Annotated in this window: 17 protein-coding genes, 1 tRNA gene and 1 riboswitch; of the genes, 16 read left to right on the top strand and 2 right to left on the bottom strand. The window is 44.8% G+C overall.

Annotated elements, in window-relative coordinates; all coding sequences use genetic code 11:
• The first annotated feature begins 95 nt into the window (after positions 1–95).
• Together C0Q44_RS28890 and C0Q44_RS28885 are read left to right on the top strand one after the other, a co-directional pair.
• A complete protein-coding gene (locus C0Q44_RS28890; RefSeq protein ID WP_105410586.1) occupies positions 96–314 on the top strand; it encodes a hypothetical protein in 219 nt (72 codons plus the stop codon).
• 141 nt (positions 315–455) lie between these two features.
• Positions 456–785 carry a carboxymuconolactone decarboxylase family protein gene (locus tag C0Q44_RS28885; protein WP_105410619.1) on the top strand — a complete coding sequence of 110 codons (330 nt, stop codon included), beginning with the start codon at positions 456–458 and terminating at the stop codon, positions 783–785.
• 92 nt (positions 786–877) lie between these two features.
• On the opposite strand, the gene C0Q44_RS28880 is transcribed toward C0Q44_RS28885, so the two are convergent.
• Positions 878–1342, bottom strand: a complete 465-nt coding sequence (locus C0Q44_RS28880) for a C40 family peptidase (RefSeq protein ID WP_105410585.1) — start codon at positions 1340–1342, stop codon at positions 878–880.
• Positions 1343–1347: 5 nt separating this feature from the next.
• Positions 1348–1479, bottom strand: a riboswitch (cyclic di-AMP (ydaO/yuaA leader).
• Between the two features lie 663 nt (positions 1480–2142).
• Here C0Q44_RS28880 and C0Q44_RS28875 point away from each other — a divergent pair.
• From C0Q44_RS28875 to C0Q44_RS28865, 3 genes are all read left to right on the top strand, one after another.
• A complete protein-coding gene (locus tag C0Q44_RS28875) occupies positions 2143–2538 on the top strand; it encodes a hypothetical protein (protein ID WP_105410584.1) in 396 nt (131 codons plus the stop codon).
• 102 nt (positions 2539–2640) lie between these two features.
• The gene (pelA, locus tag C0Q44_RS28870; RefSeq protein WP_219845206.1) at positions 2641–3594 is read left to right on the top strand and encodes a pectate lyase; all 954 of its coding nucleotides are present in this window, start codon (positions 2641–2643) and stop codon (positions 3592–3594) included.
• Positions 3595–3767: 173 nt separating this feature from the next.
• Positions 3768–3851: transfer RNA gene (locus C0Q44_RS28865), tRNA-Leu, on the top strand.
• Positions 3852–4062: 211 nt separating this feature from the next.
• Here C0Q44_RS28865 and xynC read toward each other — a convergent pair.
• Entirely contained in the window at positions 4063–5751 is a 1689-nt protein-coding gene (gene xynC / locus C0Q44_RS28860) for a glucuronoarabinoxylan endo-1,4-beta-xylanase XynC (RefSeq protein ID WP_105410583.1), read from the bottom strand.
• Positions 5752–6183: 432 nt separating this feature from the next.
• Between xynC and C0Q44_RS28855 the strand changes: the two genes are divergently transcribed.
• From C0Q44_RS28855 to C0Q44_RS31350, 11 genes are all read left to right on the top strand, one after another.
• Entirely contained in the window at positions 6184–7530 is a 1347-nt protein-coding gene (locus C0Q44_RS28855; protein WP_105410582.1) for an ABC transporter substrate-binding protein, read from the top strand.
• Positions 7531–7621: 91 nt separating this feature from the next.
• Positions 7622–8503, top strand: a complete 882-nt coding sequence (locus C0Q44_RS28850; RefSeq protein WP_105410581.1) for a carbohydrate ABC transporter permease — start codon at positions 7622–7624, stop codon at positions 8501–8503.
• Positions 8503–9327 carry a carbohydrate ABC transporter permease gene (locus C0Q44_RS28845; protein ID WP_105410580.1) on the top strand — a complete coding sequence of 275 codons (825 nt, stop codon included), beginning with the start codon at positions 8503–8505 and terminating at the stop codon, positions 9325–9327. The genes C0Q44_RS28850 and C0Q44_RS28845 overlap by 1 nt, the downstream gene beginning before the upstream one ends.
• A 62-nt stretch (positions 9328–9389) precedes the next feature.
• On the top strand, positions 9390–10379 hold the full coding sequence (locus tag C0Q44_RS28840; protein ID WP_105410579.1) for a LacI family DNA-binding transcriptional regulator: 990 nt from the start codon (positions 9390–9392) through the stop codon (positions 10377–10379).
• Positions 10380–10497: 118 nt separating this feature from the next.
• The gene (locus C0Q44_RS28835) at positions 10498–11970 is read left to right on the top strand and encodes a serine hydrolase domain-containing protein (RefSeq protein ID WP_105410578.1); all 1473 of its coding nucleotides are present in this window, start codon (positions 10498–10500) and stop codon (positions 11968–11970) included.
• Positions 11971–12005: 35 nt separating this feature from the next.
• The gene (locus tag C0Q44_RS28830) at positions 12006–12938 is read left to right on the top strand and encodes an alpha/beta hydrolase (protein WP_105410577.1); all 933 of its coding nucleotides are present in this window, start codon (positions 12006–12008) and stop codon (positions 12936–12938) included.
• Positions 12939–13067: 129 nt separating this feature from the next.
• The gene (locus C0Q44_RS28825) at positions 13068–14024 is read left to right on the top strand and encodes a carbohydrate kinase family protein (RefSeq protein ID WP_105410576.1); all 957 of its coding nucleotides are present in this window, start codon (positions 13068–13070) and stop codon (positions 14022–14024) included.
• Between the two features lie 11 nt (positions 14025–14035).
• Positions 14036–15505, top strand: coding sequence for a sucrose phosphorylase (gtfA, locus tag C0Q44_RS28820; RefSeq protein WP_105410575.1), 1470 nt, complete (start codon positions 14036–14038; stop codon positions 15503–15505).
• 27 nt (positions 15506–15532) lie between these two features.
• Complete coding sequence (locus C0Q44_RS28815) at positions 15533–16348, top strand: alpha/beta hydrolase (protein ID WP_105410574.1); 816 nt, start codon at positions 15533–15535, stop codon at positions 16346–16348.
• 107 nt (positions 16349–16455) lie between these two features.
• A complete protein-coding gene (locus C0Q44_RS28810) occupies positions 16456–18210 on the top strand; it encodes a sensor histidine kinase (protein WP_105410573.1) in 1755 nt (584 codons plus the stop codon).
• A gap of 16 nt (positions 18211–18226) precedes the next feature.
• Positions 18227–18592 (top strand): response regulator, encoded by a 366-nt coding sequence (locus C0Q44_RS31350; protein ID WP_258166611.1) that lies wholly within the window; start codon positions 18227–18229, stop codon positions 18590–18592.
• Positions 18593–18597: the final 5 nt, after the last annotated feature.

Here is an 18597-nt window from a genome sequence, read left to right as displayed (position 1 = left end):
ATGACATGACAGTCTAATACAGTCACGTGAGACCTAAATGACTTATCATTTAGGTCTCTTTTTGTAAATTAATTTGGAATATAGGAGCTATAGACATGATCAGTGATACAGAGTTGGACACCTTGCGTTTATCGGGTGATAAAGTAAGAGTCGTGCGGGATGAGCTGGAATCTAATGATGTAACGGGAATTGTTGTTGCCTGGGATGGCGAGCAAGTACTGATTCGCCGTCAGAATCGGCGTGTGGTGAAGCTGGATCGCCGCTATCGATATCAGCTGTTTAGCGAGCCTCGCCAGAACCCGCTTGGTGAGTAACGGTTTATTATTTGGAAGAAGCTTGAGCGCTTAAATGTTTGGAATTACCATGATTTCTTGGCATAATTGGCTCACTCGGGAGAGAAGATAGGTACAGTGAGGATGATCTGTAACTATAGCCGAAAGGGTGTGCTGCAAGCCATGACATTGATGAATGATAAAGTTCATGCCTACAAGGATCAGATTGGAGCATTAAGTGATATGTTGCCAGATGTGGTCAGGTCGTATCATGAGTTTACCGGAGAATGTTTTCAGCCTGGCGTGATTGATGCGAAGACGAAACAACTGATTGCACTTGGGATTGGATTGTTCGCCAACAATGAGGTGTGTACCTTCTACCATGTGGAAGAAGCCCGTGCCAAGGGCGCCACAGATCAGGAGATCATGGAGACGGTTGCCGTAGCCGGAGCAGTTGGGGGCGGACATGCCCTGTCTCAGGGCGCGATGCGAGTGCAAAAGGCGCTGCATTAGTACATGTAGTACACGAATCGGTCATATAAAAGGCAAGTCAACCAAAAGAGGAGGTCCCGGAATGATCCGGGCCTCCTCTTTCTATATGATGATTACATTTTACCTAACATTTTATCATACATAAATTGTCCTGTTACCCGTCGTGCCGTCACGTAGCGATCATTGAAATAAGGATTGGACAACTTGGTGATGCTTACACCTTTACTGCTGGAGGCATGAGCGAATTGTCCGCCACCGATATATACACCTGTATGTGAAATGCCATTGCCCATCGTATTAAAGAACACCAGATCGCCTGTGCGAACGCTACTTTTGGATACCGGAGTACCTGCTTTGGCTTGCTGCTGGGATGTACGTGGTAATTCAATGCTATATTTGTTGAAAAGATATCTCATAAACCCGGAACAATCGAAGCCAGCCATCGTTGTGCCGCCCCACTTGTAAGGTATACCAGTCATGTTGTTCACTACGGAATTGATACTGCTTGCCTCTGTGCTTGTTGCCCCGGATGTAAATAGTACAGCTGCTCCAAAAATGGAGATGATCAGTTTTTTCAAAATCAATGTTCTCCCTTCGATGCCTACGGAGTTAGCTAAGGGTTCGGTAGAAGGTTCCCTATATTTCCTATGTATAAGAATAATTCACCCAAAATGGTTCCCCCGTTTTCAAACATGAAACTCGGCAAATGAATAATTAAGTTTTTGTAACTATTTGAAACTATATTGCATAATTGCGTAATTGTCAAACGGGTTTATAATCCTTCGTAGTACCTCAATGTTAGCGGAATTATCGTTTTTTGACGAAAAATATGTTGGAATAGAAGTGGTAATGATTACAAAAAAGTAACTAAAAGCTTAAAGGATATCAAATGATAAGAAACAGAAAATTGATTTAAGTTAGTTAATGTATTACAATATAAGTAAAATATTCTATTATTATGTTTTATTGTTTGTTGTTCACTCGATATTTATCTCGTAATATCTATTCATTAGATGATCACTATACGAAGCAATTTTCCACATGTGTACGGATAAAATACAAAGCAAAAAGGAGGAGAGTACATTGTTGATCCGACCTGTGTCATTAGAACCTAAAATTGAAAGCGGTACCATTTTAATTGAAAGATTGTACAGTGAATTTATTCTGTGATGAAGAAAAAAGCCATTAGTATTACTCATGATCCTTCCATCGCAGAGGAGTTAGTTCAGGATTCTTTTGTTAGACTCTGTGATAAGAAACAGACTTTGCTTATGCTTGAAACTAACAAACTATATTTTTATGTCATGAGGACCATCCAAAAATGTAGCCTTAAATCATGTAGAAAAATTACTTGGTCATTTCAAGGAGGTTGACCCAGATGAGAAAACTACTAATCATTGTTTTCGTCGTTCTTACGGCTGTCTTCACAGCGGGCTGTTCTGCTGATAGCAAAGAAACAGCAATGAAGGAATTACTTTCAGAGCAACAGGGAACTTATAGTGGTTATGTATTTTGGAACGCGGAATCAGACTTGAATTCGTTGAACAAACAGTTATTGGGGATCGTAAATTCGGATGAAGTGATGTCCTCAATTCGTTTCAGCAAGCTGAATTTTATCAGTATGGAGGATACGTCGCAAAAGTATGATTATGTAAAATTATTCGACATTGAAAAAAGTCCAACATTATTGATCTTTGACACAGAGAAAATGATTTTGGAAACGAATAACTTTGAGGATATCTATCCATTGGCGAATGAAGTGAACTTAAAGTGAAAATGGATTTATATATATTGAATTTGATTTGTTTCTATTGTTCTATATGTAAATATTGATGCTGAGGTGAAACTGAATATTTAGCGAGGAGAGTGTAATCCATTGAAAGCAAAAAAATTAGTTACTCTAGTCATGGCATGTTCGATGGCTTTCTCAGCAGTCGGCATGGCAGTTCTTCCTGTAGCAACAGTATCCGCTGCAGATGCATCAGGCACAACAGCAAGTATTTCCGATATATTGAAGAATCAGCTGCCGGATGGGGGCTGGAGAAAAGATTATAAACAAACAAGTGGGGAATGGGCGAAGTCCACGATTGACAACAAAGCTACATACTCAGAAGTTAGAAGACTCGCGAAGGAATTTATAAAGACAAATGATTCGCGTTACTCAGCTGCCGCGATCAAGGGAATCAACTTTTTGCTGAATATGCAGTATTCGAACGGCGGATGGCCACAAGTCTACCAAAGCTCCGGGTATCACAAGCACATCACATACAATGACGATGCCATGATTAATGTCATGTACATGTTGGATGAAGTCGCAACACGCAAAGGAGACTTCTCATTTATCGACAGCACACTTGCCAATCGTGCTAAAAATTCAGTTGCCAAAGGGGTAGAAGCCATTCTAAATACACAAGTGGTTGTAGGTGGTAAGCTGACAGTTTGGGGACAACAACATGATTCCAGTTCGCTAAAACCGGCAAGCGCGAGAATTTATGAGGTACCATCGCTGACGGCTGGGGAGAGTGTAACGATTGTAAAGTTTTTGAAGACCAGACCCGCAAATACCAAAATTACAGCATCCATTAAGGGAGCTGAGGCTTGGTTTAATAAGGTGAAAATCACGGGTTATAAGTACGAACGAGCAAATGGGGATAGCAAAATTATCGCTGATTCGAAAGCAGCACCCATCTGGGCTCGCTTCTATGAAGTGGGAACAGATAAACCGATCTTTATAGGCCGTGACGGGATCGTTAGATACAAATTAAGCGATATTGATAAAGAGAGAAGAGGCGGTTATGCGTGGTATGGTAACTGGCCTTCCAAACTGTAGTTTGCATGAAGCTTCAGGTGTGATGAAGTAAAGATTAGCAATCATTGAAAGCTTGGATCAGACATGGATGTCTGGCAGGTTTTCTTTGTTATATGTTCAGTGTTGACATGCTAGATTTCACATGATATATTATTCCTTGTCGCCGATATACACATGTCGGAGATATACAATATGCGGTCGTGGCGGAATTGGCAGACGCGCACGGTTCAGGTCCGTGTGGGCTAACCCCCGTGGAGGTTCGAGTCCTCTCGACCGCATCAAATAAAAGGTTCCCCGATAGGCTAACGCCTTCGGGGAACCTTTTTGTATTGCCTGACACAGGCTGAGGAGGGGTATTGCTGATTACTTTGGCTCCTGTTACTGCGCTGTGAATGCTGTTCCATAAAACCTAACCCCCGCTTCTGATGATACTAACTTGCTGTATCGGATACAGAAGGGGGGTTAGGGCAATTTTTCCCTACACGTCCATTATTGAGCTGCTGTAACCGTAATGCTGTCGATATTTGGCCCCTCTGTGCCAGTTGTCACCACTTTAATGGTATTGGTATTCGCATTCATCGGTACTTGGATCGTTTTTTCAGCCCAAGTGGACCAACTTCCCGTTTGAGAGAAGGGGGTATTGCTGATCACTTTGGTCCCATTTACGAAAACATCAAGATTACGCGTCCCGCTTTCCAAGGCATAGCGAAATTTCACATTTTTGGTGCCGCTTACAGTATTATTGATAGCATTCCACTGAATTGCCGAGTTAGTCGAGGCGTTGAAATTAACATACCCGGAGCCAGTGTAACCGGAATTAATCGTTTCAATTACAGCATCGGTGAGTGTGGTTTCTGTCTCTGCTTCATATGTGGTACCGCTGCCAGTATTACCACCACTACCACTACTTACATTGGCTACAAACGTAGTGACACTTTGGGCTGGAAGTTGTGCTGTAAAGGCGGCATTGGACACATTGATCGGTGCGCCACTAGCCAAATTCCGACTGCTATCTGTTACCCATGAAGATACGGTGGAGGCATTACCGTTTTGCAAAACAAATCTTTGGCTGGTTGCAGAGGTGCCTCTGTTAATCGCCACAATTACAACCTTGTTATCCCCCTTGTACGCTGAAACAAATGTATTCGTATCCGGTTTCTTGGTTGCATCCACTCGGACATAACCTGGACGTACAAATTTGGAGAAGTGCGCCATATTGTAACCGCGCTTGCTGATCGTGCCGTCTTCTTTCATTGGACCATACTGTCTGCGGATATACCACCATACATAGGCCTGGAATTCTGCCTCGACCATAGATTGGTGCATATGATAGGAAACATCCAAAGCCTCTGGCCAGCGATCGGCCGAGTTGTTGTCGCTATTTGGGTAGTATACCTCTGTCATCCACAGCTCCTTGCCTGCTCCTTTTTGCTTGAATAATGGATAAGGGAAGTTACTGAACTGTGTTCCGTACGTATGTGCACCCAGAATATCCATATTGGCGAGGGCTTGCGGATCATTCAAGATGGGATCAGACATGTTTTTCAAATATTGAAAGGATTCCGGTGCCATAACTTTAGTATTGTTGATGGATCCGGCATTCTCCTTCATGAATCGAAGCATTTCTTGAGGAGTCCACCAAGTCCATTCTTCTGCGTAATCAGGCTCGTTTTGAACTGAAATTGCATACAGATTCACGCCGTTATCCTTCATGTAGGTTACAAAGTCATTAAGGTGCTGTGCATAGGCGGCGTACTTGTCATATTTCAGCCTCTTGGCATTGGGGTTTCCATTGCGATTGAACGTTTCAACCATGCTGCTTGGAGGGTTCCATGGTGATGCAAATACGATAGCACCCTTTTCAATGGCACGTTTAGCTGTAGCGACTTCACGAGACCAGTTATTTCGGTCCGGATCGACGTAGATCCGGAGTACGGAGAAGCCTAACTGGTTCTGATCATTGCCAAAAGCAGTTTCGCGTTGTGCTGCTGTAAGATCACCGATCCAGGCGGGGTGGTTAATTCCACCAAAACCGCGAATAACCTGTTTTTCGGCAGACAGATTTACGTTGGCGTCGCTTGCTGCTGAAACCTGAGTGGGCGCGGGTGCCAACATGAGAGGAAGAGCGGTTAAACAGGCCAAGACTACAGCCAATGATTTTTTGAATCGTAAGTTCATTATGAGTTATCCTCCTCGATATTTCATTTCATTTTCATACATATAAAACACTTCAGAGCTTACGCTGTGATTTAAGTTTATTTGGAGGTGTCCTCCTTTCAATATTGAGGTAAAATGGTTTCTCGGCCGAATGTGATTATCCTTACTTAGAAGAGGGGAAAAGCAAAACTTGATAAGTATGCGCTTCCAATTAGGTGTTCACGAGAAACCAGTGATTACTCTATTCTCCACAAATTCCCATAATCCTGCAAGGAATGCAAAAAAAATCATAAATGATAGAGGTTTGTCTACATTTGGATTAAAAATGAATGAAAAAAATGGAGCTCGAATTTTGTATCAACCGATTGACACATTATATGTCAACCGGTTATCATAAAATTGCATCTATCTTGTATGCGCTTTCATAAACTATTGTCAGGGGGACTTAGTAAGATGAAGAAAAAACTTACACCGTTTGTTTGTTTACTGTTGGTACTATCGATGCTACTCACGGCTTGTTCGCAAGGCAAGCAGACCGGGGCAACGGGTGAAAACCCGGATGCAACCGAAGCAGCCAGCAAGGATGTTAAACTTACATTTTTCAATACCTCTGCTGAAGTTAACGCTGTATTCGAAAATCTTTTCAAAAAATATCATGAGTTGCATCCTGAAGTGACGATTGAATTGATCCCTACTCCGATCGGAGGGGCTCAGCTTGAAAAGTTCCAATCTCTGCTGGCATCGGGTAATCCGGCAACCATTGCGAATCTTGACCCTGGAACCATTCTTCAATATAAGGACAAATTTCTGGATCTGGATGCAGAAAAGTCGAAGTATGAAGAGCTGACGAAGCCGGGTGCAGTGGAAGGTGCGTTGCTGGACGGGAAATTTCTGGGTATTCCATGGACGGCCCAAGGGTATGGGTTACTGTATAACAAGCGTGTAGTAGAGGAAGCCATCGGAGGGACTTTCGATCCGCAAACGATCAAGACCCGCAATGATTTGGAATCGCTCTTTCAAAAAATTGAAGCCGCTGGAAAAGCGCCTGTAATGCTCCATGGAGCAGATTGGTCTTTGGGTGCTCATTATTTGGGGCTTACGTATTCTCTGCAATCCAACAGTGTGGATGAGAATCGTAAATTTGTAGAGGGGCTGAAAGACGGGACGGCTTCATTGGCCGATAACGCACCGTTTAACGGCCTGATGGATACCTTTGATTTGTTGAAAAAATACAATGCCCGGAGCAAAGACCCACTCGTTGCCGATTACAACAAAGACAGTGCCGACTTTGCCAAGGGTGATGCCGCATTCTATTTCATGGGGGACTGGACTTGGGCAGTCATCGGTACACTTGAGGGCCGTGATGACGAATTCGGAATCATTCCTGTACCCATCAGCAATAACCCGGAGGATTTTGGAAACACCCAAATCGCATATAGTGAACCGAAATTATTGGCTATTGATAACTCTGGTTCTACTGAAGCACAGCAAACGGCTGCCAAAGCGTTTATTGAATGGCTAGTGACCAGCGAAGAAGGACAGAATGCGATCGTTTCACAAATGGGTCTGTCTTTGCCTTACAAAGATGTCAAGGTAAAAGGAACCAATATTATTGCTGATGCAGTTACCCAATATGTGGATCAAAGCAAAGTGCTGAATATTGGTGTCATCAATTACCTGCCTCAGGATTACTGGGCCAAGACTGGCTCATCCATGCAAAAGTATCTGGTAGATGTTATCGATCGCAAAGGACTTATCGATGAAGTTCAAGCCTATTGGGCTTCCCAGGCTGGCAAATAATTTATAAACAAAGGGCATGCAGAGGGTGAGCCTGAGCAATGAAGGTTCATCCTCTATATGTGAAGCCAGAGGGGTAATCAAGGAGGTCAGCATGAATAGAAAACAGTTGATGAAAAATGCAGGAACATTCTTTCTTTTTGGAGGACCCTCCGTCATCGCCTTTACAGCAGTCGTCGTCATCCCATTTATCGTTGGATTATACCTTACATTCACCAATTGGGATGTTCAATCCGCTGATAGCACGCTCATCGGTTTTGCCAATTATGTAGAAGTTTTTCATGATACCGTATTTTGGGGACAATTATGGTTTACGCTCAAATACGTGTTCTTTACCGTTATTATTGCCAATGTGGTTTCATTTTTTATTGCACTCGCCCTCACGGGTGGAGGGAGAGGGGAGCAGTGGTTGCGTACAGGATTTTTTACCCCCAATCTGATTGGTGGAATCGTGCTCGGCTATTTATGGCAGACTCTATTTTCGCAGGTCATGCCCTATTTGGGAGAAAAGTACGGCTGGTCCTGGTTTGAAACCTCCTGGCTAACAAGTACAGACACAGCCTTTTGGGCGCTGGTGATTACAACGTCCTGGCAGCTGATCGGGTATCTGATGATTATCTATATTGCAGGGTTCTCGGGTGTACCTAATGATGTGCTGGAGGCCGCGAGCATCGATGGGGCGAACAGAATGGCTATTATTCGCAGAATCATGCTACCGCTCACCGTACCTGCCATCGTCATCTGTATTTTTATTTCCGTTTCCCGCTCCTTTTTGACGTATGATATTAACCTTGCGTTGACCAAAGGCGGCCCATTTAATTCCACGGAGCTGGCTACGTATCATATTGTACAAAAAGCCTTTTTGTCCAATCAATACGGGGTGGGTCAGGCGGAGGCCGTAGTCCTTTTCGCTGTAGTCGCCATTATTGCACTTACACAATCTTATTTGCTTAAAAAATTGGAGGTTGAATCGTAATGAATGCCCGTCGATCTCTTCCGCAATTAAAAACAGTGCTGCTGTACGTGTTGTTGTTCATTTTTTTGACGCCTTTTTTGATGATTGTCATGAACTCGTTCAAATCAACTCAGCAATTCGTAGAGAATCCTTTATCTCTGCCAACGAGCATTCAATTTTCCAATTATGTAAGTGCTTTTGAGGATATGGACTTTCTGAACGGATTTATGAATTCTATGATCATTACGGTTCTGTCCGTTTTCCTTATCCTGTTGTTTTCGTCAATGACCGGATATTTGTTTGTCCGTTTTAAATGGCGAATTAACGGCATTGTTTTCTTCATCATGCTTGCTTCACTGGCACTTCCATTTCAGGTACTCATGATTCCATTGGTCATGCTGTATGGCAATATGAACCTGCTGGATACAAAGGGGATCTTGCTGTTTATGTATTTGGGTTTCGGTGTGCCCTTTGGCGTGTTTACGTTTCATGGTTTTATCAAAGGCATCCCGTTTGAGCTGGAGGAGTCCGCTTTTATTGAAGGCAGCTCCAGGCTAAGAACCTTTTTCCAGATTGTACTTCCACTGTTGAAACCGGTATTTGTAACACTTGTCGTTCTGGATGTGTTATGGATCTGGAATGATTATTTGCTGCCAAGCCTGGTTCTGCTCTCGCCTGAGCACAAGACGTTGCCACTATCAACCTATAACTTTTTCTCTTCGTACTCTGTCGATTATGCTCCGTTAATGTCGGGGTTGATCATGACGATTGTTCCGGTTCTGGTGCTGTATCTATTTTTGCAAAAGCAAATCATCAGAGGAATCACCGAAGGGGCCTTGAAATAATTTCTGAAAATGGATAATGAAAGGGTTATAATAGTTAAAAAAAGCAAGGCGGTTATGATGTTATGCCCAAAATCGAAGATGTAGCCAAACAAGCAGGTGTGTCCGTAACTACGGTATCTCGTGTATTGAATAATAGAGGTTATATAAGCCAGAAAACACGTGACAAAGTATATCAGGTGATGAAAGAGATTAATTACCAACCGAATGAAATGGCACGGGCTTTATTCAGAAGAAAATCGAATATGATCGGACTGGTTATTCCAGATGTTTCGCATCCTTTTTTCAGTGAGATGACGTATTATCTGGAGTATTATGCAGATTTGCAGGGTTATAAACTGCTGCTATGTAATTCCGATCGGGATATGAACAAGGAGCGTCAATATATTGACATGTTAAAAAAGAATCAAGTGGATGGCATCATCATGGGCAGCTCGGTATTGGATGTCGGGCATTATCTGGGCCTGAATTTGCCGATGGTTTCGCTAGACCGCGAGGTAGCTGATGATATTCCCATAGTTTCCTCAGACAATCTCATGGGGGGAAGACTGGCTACACAACTGCTTATGGAGAAGGGGTGCAGACAGCCAGCTTTTGTATATCGCGGTATTAGCGGCCCTCACCATCAGGCCTTGTTAGCCAACGGGAGAGCGCAGGGATATGATGAGAGGCTGGTTGCTTTCGGTATTACTCCCATTCATCTGCAATTAGATGTTTCTCTTGAAGACGAAATGGACATTGAACATGAGATCGTTCAGTTCCTGGCGGAACATCCTGATATTGATGGCATCTTTGCCAGCAGCGACGTTATTGCAGCAGAGGTCATTCAGGCCTGCCGCCAGTCAGGGAAACAAATCCCGGAGGATATCAAGGTTATTGGATATGATGATGTCAAGATCGCTTCGTTAGTTACACCACGTCTCAGCACCATCCGGCAGCCTATTCGAGAGATGGGGGAACGAATCATTGATTTGATTGTGAAGCAGATGGATGGAGAAGAGGTTCCCAAAATAAATATATTACCGGTGATGCTCGTTGAACGGGAAAGCACATAAAAGGCACTTCTCTATGAGAAGAGTCTGAAAGCTTTACCGTATACTCTTTATGTCAAGCGGTTGACATAAAATTTGTGTCTTAAAAGCAACACAATTGAAGCAATGAAAGGAGATAGATATGATACAGGATCATCGTATTCCACGCAGCAGCCTGGCAGAACAAGGGGTGTCTTTGAAGGGAGTGAAAGACTTCCTGGAACATATCGAAGCCCAGCGGCTTGAATTGCATGGTTTCATGCTGATCCGACATGGGCATCTTGTCGCCGAAGGGTGGTGCAAGCCGTATCGACCGGATGTTCCGCATGCCGTATACTCTCTGACGAAGAGCTTTACCTCGATGGCAGCAGGTTTTGCTGTTCAGGAACAATTGCTGACTGTGGATGATGTCGTTCTCTCCTTTTTTCCCGAGATTAGTGGAATGTGGCTTTCAGAGCATGCGAAGAATTTAACAATAAAACATCTGTTAACGATGACAACAGGTCATGCCATGGATACGACACGATTCGGAACGGAAGGCGAATTTCTGAACTATCGGGCTGAACTGCGGATTGGAGACAGGACGGACGGTGATGCGGTGCGGGGATTCTTCGAGCTTCCGATCGAACACGAGCCAGGAACGTATTTTATATATAACAGCGGTGCCAGCCATGTATTGGGTCTCATTGTGGAGCGAATTACGGGAATGTGTCTGGCCGATTATCTGGAAACAAGGCTATTTGAACCTTTAGGGATTCCAAAGCCGAGGTGGGAAAGGACTTCGAGTGGCGGGAATACGGGAGGATGGGGATTATGGCTGCGAACCAGTGATATTGCGAAGTTTGGCCAATTTCTTCTGAACAAAGGCGTTTGGAACGGAGCGGCAATCATTTCGCAAACGTGGATAGAGGAGGCCACCTCCTGCAAGGTTAGTAGCATTACGAATGCTGGTCAGATCGGGGTGACGGGCAATGAGGATTGGCACCAAGGATACGGATACCAATTTTGGCAATGTCGTCATGAGACTTACCGGGCGGATGGGGCTTTCGGCCAATACTGTATCGTGATTCCGAATCAAGATGCTGTGGTAGCTATAACCGCTGGTTTGCAGGATATGCAAGCCGTTCTGGATTCGGTATGGAACCATCTACTGCCAGCGATGCATCATTCTTCTCCGTTGCAAAATGCTCTGATAAAGCAGAAGCTTTCTCTTGGCAAGTGGGAACTCGGAGAAAAGACTAGGCTTGATACGGCTCCTGAATTGGGGACAAGACGGTACCATCTGGAGCCAAATGATCGAGGCGTGCAGGAGATTGCGCTGAGCTTTATGGATCAGCAGTGGCATTTCGAATGGAAGGATGAACGTGGTACGTATGGGTTGTTCGGTGGTTACGAGGAGTGGGAACAGGACAACCTGTTGTTTGGAAAAAAAGTGGCTGTCAAAGCTGCCTGGCTGGACAACCAGTTGTTGGAGATTTACGTGTATGAGCTGGATTCTCCACATCACGATCGTATCCGTTTTCGTTTGGATGACCAGAGGCTGATGGTTCACTATTTTCACTTGAACTTTACTTGTATTGAGGATCAATTTCAGGGCTCTAGGATAAGTGACTAGCTTAACTGTATAGCAACATGAATGGAGGAATTACGATGGGCTTTACAAGCCGGGTACACCCGGAATTACAGCAGAGTCTCACCACTCTTGAAACGATCCACTTGCCGGAAGGTCTTATGAAAGCCCGATCACAGTCAGCGCCTGTCGTTCAGAAATCGGAAGGTATATCGATCTCAGACCTTCCGATACCGGGCGGGCAGGGGCAACCGTTGCGTATCCGAATTTATAAGCCACTCCACCAAGGAAACAGGCGTTTGCCCGTATTGTTATGGATTCATGGAGGCGGATATATTTTGGGAAGTCCAGAAGCTGACGATGTCTTGTGCATCGATGTTGTGGAAACGGCAGATTGCATCGTGGTATCCCCGGATTATCGTCTGGCTCCCGAACATCCTTATCCTGCGGGTCTTGAGGATTGTTATGCTACCCTTCAGTGGATCGTTGAATCAGCGGCTGAACTAGGGATTCATGTGAATCGGATTGCTGTTGGCGGAGCCAGTGCAGGTGGTGGTCTTGCGGCGGCGCTAACATTAATGGCGCGGGACCTTAATGGACCGGAGATTTGTTTCCAGATGCCGTTGTATCCCATGATTGATCATCGGAATGTGACGCCATCCAGCTATGAGATTACGCATCCAGCGGTATGGAATCGTGCCAACAATCTGGTGGCATGGCAGATGTATCTGGGACAGGAGTACGCCAGTGATGTTCCAGCCCATGCGGCCCCCGCTCACGCGACGGATCTGACTCGTCTGCCACCAGCGTACATTTGTATCGGACAGCTTGACCCTTTTCGGGATGAGACGTTAGATTACGCCGCACGTCTGGCACAGGCCGGGATCCCGGTGGAGCTTCATGTGTACCCAGGATGTTACCATGCCTTCGAACATGCAGTTCCAGATGCCGAGATCAGCAGGCAAGCCAGAACAGAGTACATTCAGGCCATATCCAGAGCACTGAACCATTGAGAGGAGAGAAAGCCTGTTTTTTGATAAAACAGAACGATTTAATTAAAGTTTCTGCATAGGAACGGAAATACAATAGGTTTAATTACAATTCTAATGTGGAAATACAAGCGCAATTCAAGGGGGAAGACGATGTTAGAACTGGATAAAAGCTTGAATTTTGCAGATAGATCTAATGATTTGCTAACAGTTGGTGAACTGCTTGTAGATCTAATATCGAATGAATATGATGAACATATCGGATGCGATGGTTACACCCGTTTTTTTGGAGGGGCGCCTTCCAATATCGCTCTGAATGTAAGTAATCTGGGAATACAGTCCAAGATTGCTTCGGCGGTCGGAGAGGACGGCCTAGGCACGTTCTTAATGAATCATCTGCAGAAGGCAGGCATGGATACGAACCACATTCAGCGAGTTGATGAATCCACAAGTCTGGTCGTTCTTACCCAAAGCCGGAACTCACCCGTTCCGATCTTTTACCGTGGCGCAGATTATCACCTGAGCTTCACTGCCTCGATGGAGCACGCGCTGCACAATTCGAAGATCGTTCATTTTTCCTGCTGGCCGATCTCGAGAGTTCCCGCCCGCCATACGGTAGAAAGGGTCATTACAGAAGCCAAAAGCCATGGTGTACTTATTGGATTCGATCCCAACTATCATCGGATGATCTGGCCGCGGGGAGAGGATGGTATGGAGGTTGTCAAATCCATGATCTCGCAGGTTGATGTAATCAAGCCATCGGAGGATGACGCAGAGCGATTATTCGGGAAGGCTGCTCCCGAGCGACAAATGGAGCGATTTTTGGAGCTAGGTGCGAAGATGGTAATCATGACATTAGGGAAAGACGGGGCACTAGTATGTAACGGCAGAGAAACCATTTCTTTCGAATCTTACGCTACAGATATTGTGGATACAACAGGGGCAGGAGACGCTTTTTGGTCCGGGTTCTACACGGCTTTGGTGCAGGGATACACGGTCAGGAAAGCTTTGAATCTCGGATTTGCCGTCAGTGCCTACAAATTGAGATATCGTGGTGCTGTCGTAGAGTTGCCAAGACTTGAATTCATTAAAGAACAGTTCGGTTTATAGGAGGCTCCGGAATGAAGTTGAAAAATCAAGTCCAGTTAATCACATACCCCGATTCTATGGGAGGCAATTTGAAGGCTTTGAATGAAGTGCTTCATACTCATTTTTCAGATATTTTCACAGGTGGGGTTCATATTTTGCCACCGTTCCCGTCTTCAGGGGATCGCGGATTTGCTCCGCTCACGTATTTGGAGATTGATCCTGCGTTGGGGTCATGGGAAGATATACGCTCTATCGGTGAACATTTTGACGTATTGGTCGATCTGATGGTGAACCATATTTCGCAGCAATCCCCTTATTTTCAAGATTTTCTTCGTAAGGGACGTTCATCTGAATATGCCGATTTATTTATGACATTGGATAAGCTATGGACTGACGGAGAGCCAGTACAAGCAGATATCGACAAAATGTTTCTGCGACGTCCCAAGCCCTATTCCAGCTTTCAAATTGAGGAGAGTGGAGAAGAAGAAAGGGTATGGACCACGTTTGGCAAAACAGACCCTTCTGAGCAGATTGATCTGGATGTGCGTTCGGAACTGACGAAGCAGCTGCTCCGGTCTTTCTTTGAAAATTTCAAACAGCAAAACGTCAAAATGGTAAGGCTGGATGCAGTGGGCTATGTCATCAAAAAGCTTGGAACAAGCTGCTTTTTTGTGGAGCCGGATATCTACTTATTCATGGATTGGGTCAAGGAACTGGCGGATTCGTTGGACCTTGTGTTGCTGCCAGAGGTTCATGCCCATTATTCCACGCAATACAAGCTGGCAGAGTACGGCTGCTGGATTTATGATTTTATTCTGCCTTATCGTGTGCTTGAGGCATTGATTAATCGATCCGGTACAGAGCTGTGCCTTTATTTGAAGGAGAGACCCGCCAAGCAGTTCACGATGCTGGATTGTCATGACGGTATTCCGGTCAAACCAGATTTGGATGATCTGATCGATACAACAGACGCAAGAAAAATCGTTGATGTCTGTCTGGAGAGAGGCGCGAATTTGAGTCTGATCCTATCAGAGGAGCATAAGGCGGAGGATGGCTTCGATGTACATCAAATTCGCTGCACCTATTACAGTGCGCTTGATCATGATGATGACGCCTATTTGGCAGCGAGAGCTATTCAATTTTTCACACCAGGCATCCCTCAGGTCTATTATGTGGGACTGCTTGCCGGAAAGAATGACAGCGAGAGTGTTCAACTAACGGGCGAAGGAAGAGAAATTAACCGTCATAATTACACGATGGAGGAATTGGAACAGGCGCTGGAGAAAAAGGTAGTCCAACGGCTTATGGGGCTTATCCGGTTTCGGAATACCTATCCTGCATTCCAGGGAGAATTCAGCGTGCTGGATTCGGCAGATGACGTAATACTTCTCCAATGGAGTCTGGGCAATCAGAGGTGCACCTTAACGGTAGATTTCCAAAGTTATCATTCAGCTGTACATTATGTGAACGAACAAGGGCAAGAGGAACAGTATGTGATTTAACTTCAAATCGGAGGAGATGTGAACATCATGGCTATGATTCAAGTCAACTTTTTTTCAAAATCGATGCGTAGAGAGGTTACATTTAGTGCACTGCTGCCGGTGGATGCTCCAGTAATTCCGGGACAAGCTGACCCAGGGGCAAATCGTGAGCCGCTGAAGTCGCTTTATCTGCTCAACGGATATTCAGGCAGTAATACAGATTGGATTAGTTATACACGTATTCGTGAGCTTTCGGACAGATACCGGATTGCGGTATTTATGCCCGCTGGGGAAAATCATTTTTACGTGGATGACGAGGATAAGGGGGATTTGCATGGAGAGTATGTTGGCCAGGAATTGGTCGAATTCACACGCAGTCTGTTTCCCCTATCAACCAAACGAGAGGATACGTATATCGGTGGCTTATCCATGGGAGGATATGGAGCTATTCGGAACGGTCTGAAGTATGCGGAGCATTTTGGCAAAATTATCGCTTTGTCCTCAGCTATACTTCCTTATAAAATTGCAAATGCAGAACCTGGTTATAGTGACGGGGTTGCCAACTACCAATACTTCAAGCGCGTGTTTGGCGATTTGGATCAGCTTACAGGTAGTGATAAAGATCCCGAAGCGCTTGTGATGCGCTTGAAGGAAGCAAACACGTCAATACCAGATATTTATATGGCATGTGGGACAGAAGACTTTTTACTGGATGTCAATCAACGGTTTCGAGATTTCCTTCATCAGGAGAATGTCAGCCTGACCTACATTGAGAGTGCCGGGGTTCACAACTGGGATTTTTGGAATGACTATATTGTTCTAGCCTTGGAATGGGCAGGAGAGGATAACAAGCCTGCTGAATAAATTCAAGTCCTTATACATTTGCCCCTGATAGTCGCATGTATTGCGTCTATTCAGGGGCTATGTAGATTATGGGGGCGAGGCATTAAGATAAGAGAAGAGGGTACAGCATGAAAGGGAGACATCCATTTAGAACAAACAGCATTGTTTTCAGACTATACACCCAAATTATGGTCATTTTGGTCATCCTTTTTGCGGCTCTTCTCTTGAGCAATATATATTCTCTACAGGTTGTTCAGAATCATATCGTTAGCAACTCGGATCACACGTTGGCGATTTATGCGGAGACGATTCATAACAGTTTGGATATCTATGCCAAAGATCTGATCGAAGTTTTCGAAAATAATGCGGATGATGCGAGTGATTATGCCAGTAGGTACGCTAGCGATTATGTTCATTCGGTCGATGGGGGAGATTACTTTAAGGAAATACATCTTATGAACGCACTGAAGTCCAAGATGAACAACAACTATGCAAGTGACGGGATGTTTATTCAGATTCTTAGGGGAGACAGGATTCTCACCCAATTTGGTAAACGTGTTCAATCCTCAGAGAAGATGGCTTTGTCCGATTTTCTGAAGCAAGAGGACTGGAAGGTGATGCAGACTCATGCTGGGAAACGAGGAGAGTGGAGTGTTCTCAACGTGGAGGGAACATTTTATTTGTTCAAACACATCACCTATGGGGCAGTCAGCTTCGGCACGTTTGTAAAAGCGGATAGCTTGTTGTCTTTGACCAGCCGGGAGGCTGACCCCGCAAGTCAGTTTGTACTAAGTGCACAGGATGGACATATCCTTGCTGCCACGGTGGCTGGGGAGCTGTGGGGCAAGGGCAACAGGATAGATGAAGCTGAGCAGTCGGATAAGCGATATCTGTTCGTAACGAAGTCTATTGAGGAATTTGGACAGATGACCAATGTGGTTACCAAGCAAAGCATGTTCTCTGGCTTAAAGCTTATTCAGTGGTTGATTATTAGTTTGGGCGGCATTTCCCTGATTGCCGTTCCACTGGTGCTTCGATTTCTCGCCCGCAACATATTGCGTCCCATTCTCGAATTGGTCCGAGCCGCGAAAGAGGTGGAGAAAGGGCAGTTGCCCTTTCCAGAAGCCAAGGGGAATTATTCGTTTGAATTCATGAAATTATTCCACTCATTTCAGTCCATGGTGCATGAGATCACCCATCTCAAAATTCAATCCTATGAAGAAAAAATAGAAAAGAGTCGGGCTGAACTCAAAGTATTGCAAATGCAAATTCGTCCTCACTTCTATCTGAACGCGATTTCGACCATCTCAAGTTTGACGTACCATAACCGGAATGAAGAGATTCGACAAATGATTCAAATGCTCTCACGACATCTAAGGTACATGTTTAAGCCCGAACTGACACTTGTTTCCATTGATGAAGAGATGAGGCATGTGGAAAATTACATCCGAATGCAAGAAATTCGTTATCCGGATCAAATTTTTTATATGACGGACATTGAGCCGACTGCGGGCCCTGTTCGTATTCCTCAGTTGTTAATCCAGACGTTTGTCGAGAATATGTTCAAATACGCTTTGACTTATGGCGAGTTATTATCTATCTTCATCCGGGCGAATGTGGAGACCCTCGGTCAGCAGTCCTATGTCCAATTGGTTATTGAAGACAATGGAGAAGGATTTCCAGAGAGTTGGCTGGAACGTTTCGAATCCGGGGATTTAGAGCGAGAAGATGGGGAGCAAATAGGGATCGCGACAATATACAAAACACTGAAATTACTGTACAAACAGGATGCCTTGTTAACCTTGTCCAATGCCGAGTCTTCTGGAGCCAAAATAGAAGTTTGGCTGCCCATCCCTAACGAGTCTCAGAATACAACAGGATAAAGAAGGGGAGAGCGTGATGCATTGCATGCTTATTGATGACGATGTTCCTACGGTTGAAGTGTTGACCGACATCATTTCCTGGGGAGAATACGGTTTTTCGGAAGTATCCAGGGCGCACTGCGTTCAGGATGCCCAGTTGTTATTTGCGGCGGGAGTGCCTGACCTGATCATTTGCGATATTGAGATGCCGCGAGGTTCCGGCATCGAGATGATTCAGTGGGTCAGAGAGCAGGGACATGATTGTGCCTTTATTTTTTTTACATGTCATGAAAGCTTTGATTTTGCTTCAACCGCGATCTCTTATAATGCGGACTCGTATTTGCTCAAACCTCTGAACCCGGAGAAGCTTGAGGCAGCACTGCTGAAAGCGGTGGGGGGTTGAAATGG

It is taken from the genome of Paenibacillus sp. PCH8, assembly GCF_002968835.1.
In the GTDB taxonomy this organism is placed as follows: domain Bacteria; phylum Bacillota; class Bacilli; order Paenibacillales; family Paenibacillaceae; genus Paenibacillus.
The sequence above is the reverse complement of the archived record's forward strand: the minus strand, read 5'-3'. Positions and strand labels throughout refer to the sequence as shown.

Coding starts and splice junctions, on each gene's coding strand:
- C0Q44_RS28885 (WP_105410619.1), top strand. CDS start 456: ATGACATTGATGAATGATAAAGTTCATGCCTACAAGGATCAGATTGGA.
- C0Q44_RS28830 (WP_105410577.1), top strand. CDS start 12,006: ATGGGCTTTACAAGCCGGGTACACCCGGAATTACAGCAGAGTCTCACC.
- C0Q44_RS28810 (WP_105410573.1), top strand. CDS start 16,456: ATGAAAGGGAGACATCCATTTAGAACAAACAGCATTGTTTTCAGACTA.
- C0Q44_RS31350 (WP_258166611.1), top strand. CDS start 18,227: ATGCATTGCATGCTTATTGATGACGATGTTCCTACGGTTGAAGTGTTG.
- C0Q44_RS28875 (WP_105410584.1), top strand. CDS start 2,143: ATGAGAAAACTACTAATCATTGTTTTCGTCGTTCTTACGGCTGTCTTC.
- C0Q44_RS28850 (WP_105410581.1), top strand. CDS start 7,622: ATGAATAGAAAACAGTTGATGAAAAATGCAGGAACATTCTTTCTTTTT.
- C0Q44_RS28835 (WP_105410578.1), top strand. CDS start 10,498: ATGATACAGGATCATCGTATTCCACGCAGCAGCCTGGCAGAACAAGGG.
- C0Q44_RS28825 (WP_105410576.1), top strand. CDS start 13,068: ATGTTAGAACTGGATAAAAGCTTGAATTTTGCAGATAGATCTAATGAT.
- C0Q44_RS28815 (WP_105410574.1), top strand. CDS start 15,533: ATGGCTATGATTCAAGTCAACTTTTTTTCAAAATCGATGCGTAGAGAG.
- gtfA (WP_105410575.1), top strand. CDS start 14,036: ATGAAGTTGAAAAATCAAGTCCAGTTAATCACATACCCCGATTCTATG.
- C0Q44_RS28845 (WP_105410580.1), top strand. CDS start 8,503: ATGAATGCCCGTCGATCTCTTCCGCAATTAAAAACAGTGCTGCTGTAC.
- xynC (WP_105410583.1), bottom strand. CDS start 5,751: ATGAACTTACGATTCAAAAAATCATTGGCTGTAGTCTTGGCCTGTTTA.
- C0Q44_RS28840 (WP_105410579.1), top strand. CDS start 9,390: ATGCCCAAAATCGAAGATGTAGCCAAACAAGCAGGTGTGTCCGTAACT.
- C0Q44_RS28890 (WP_105410586.1), top strand. CDS start 96: ATGATCAGTGATACAGAGTTGGACACCTTGCGTTTATCGGGTGATAAA.
- C0Q44_RS28855 (WP_105410582.1), top strand. CDS start 6,184: ATGAAGAAAAAACTTACACCGTTTGTTTGTTTACTGTTGGTACTATCG.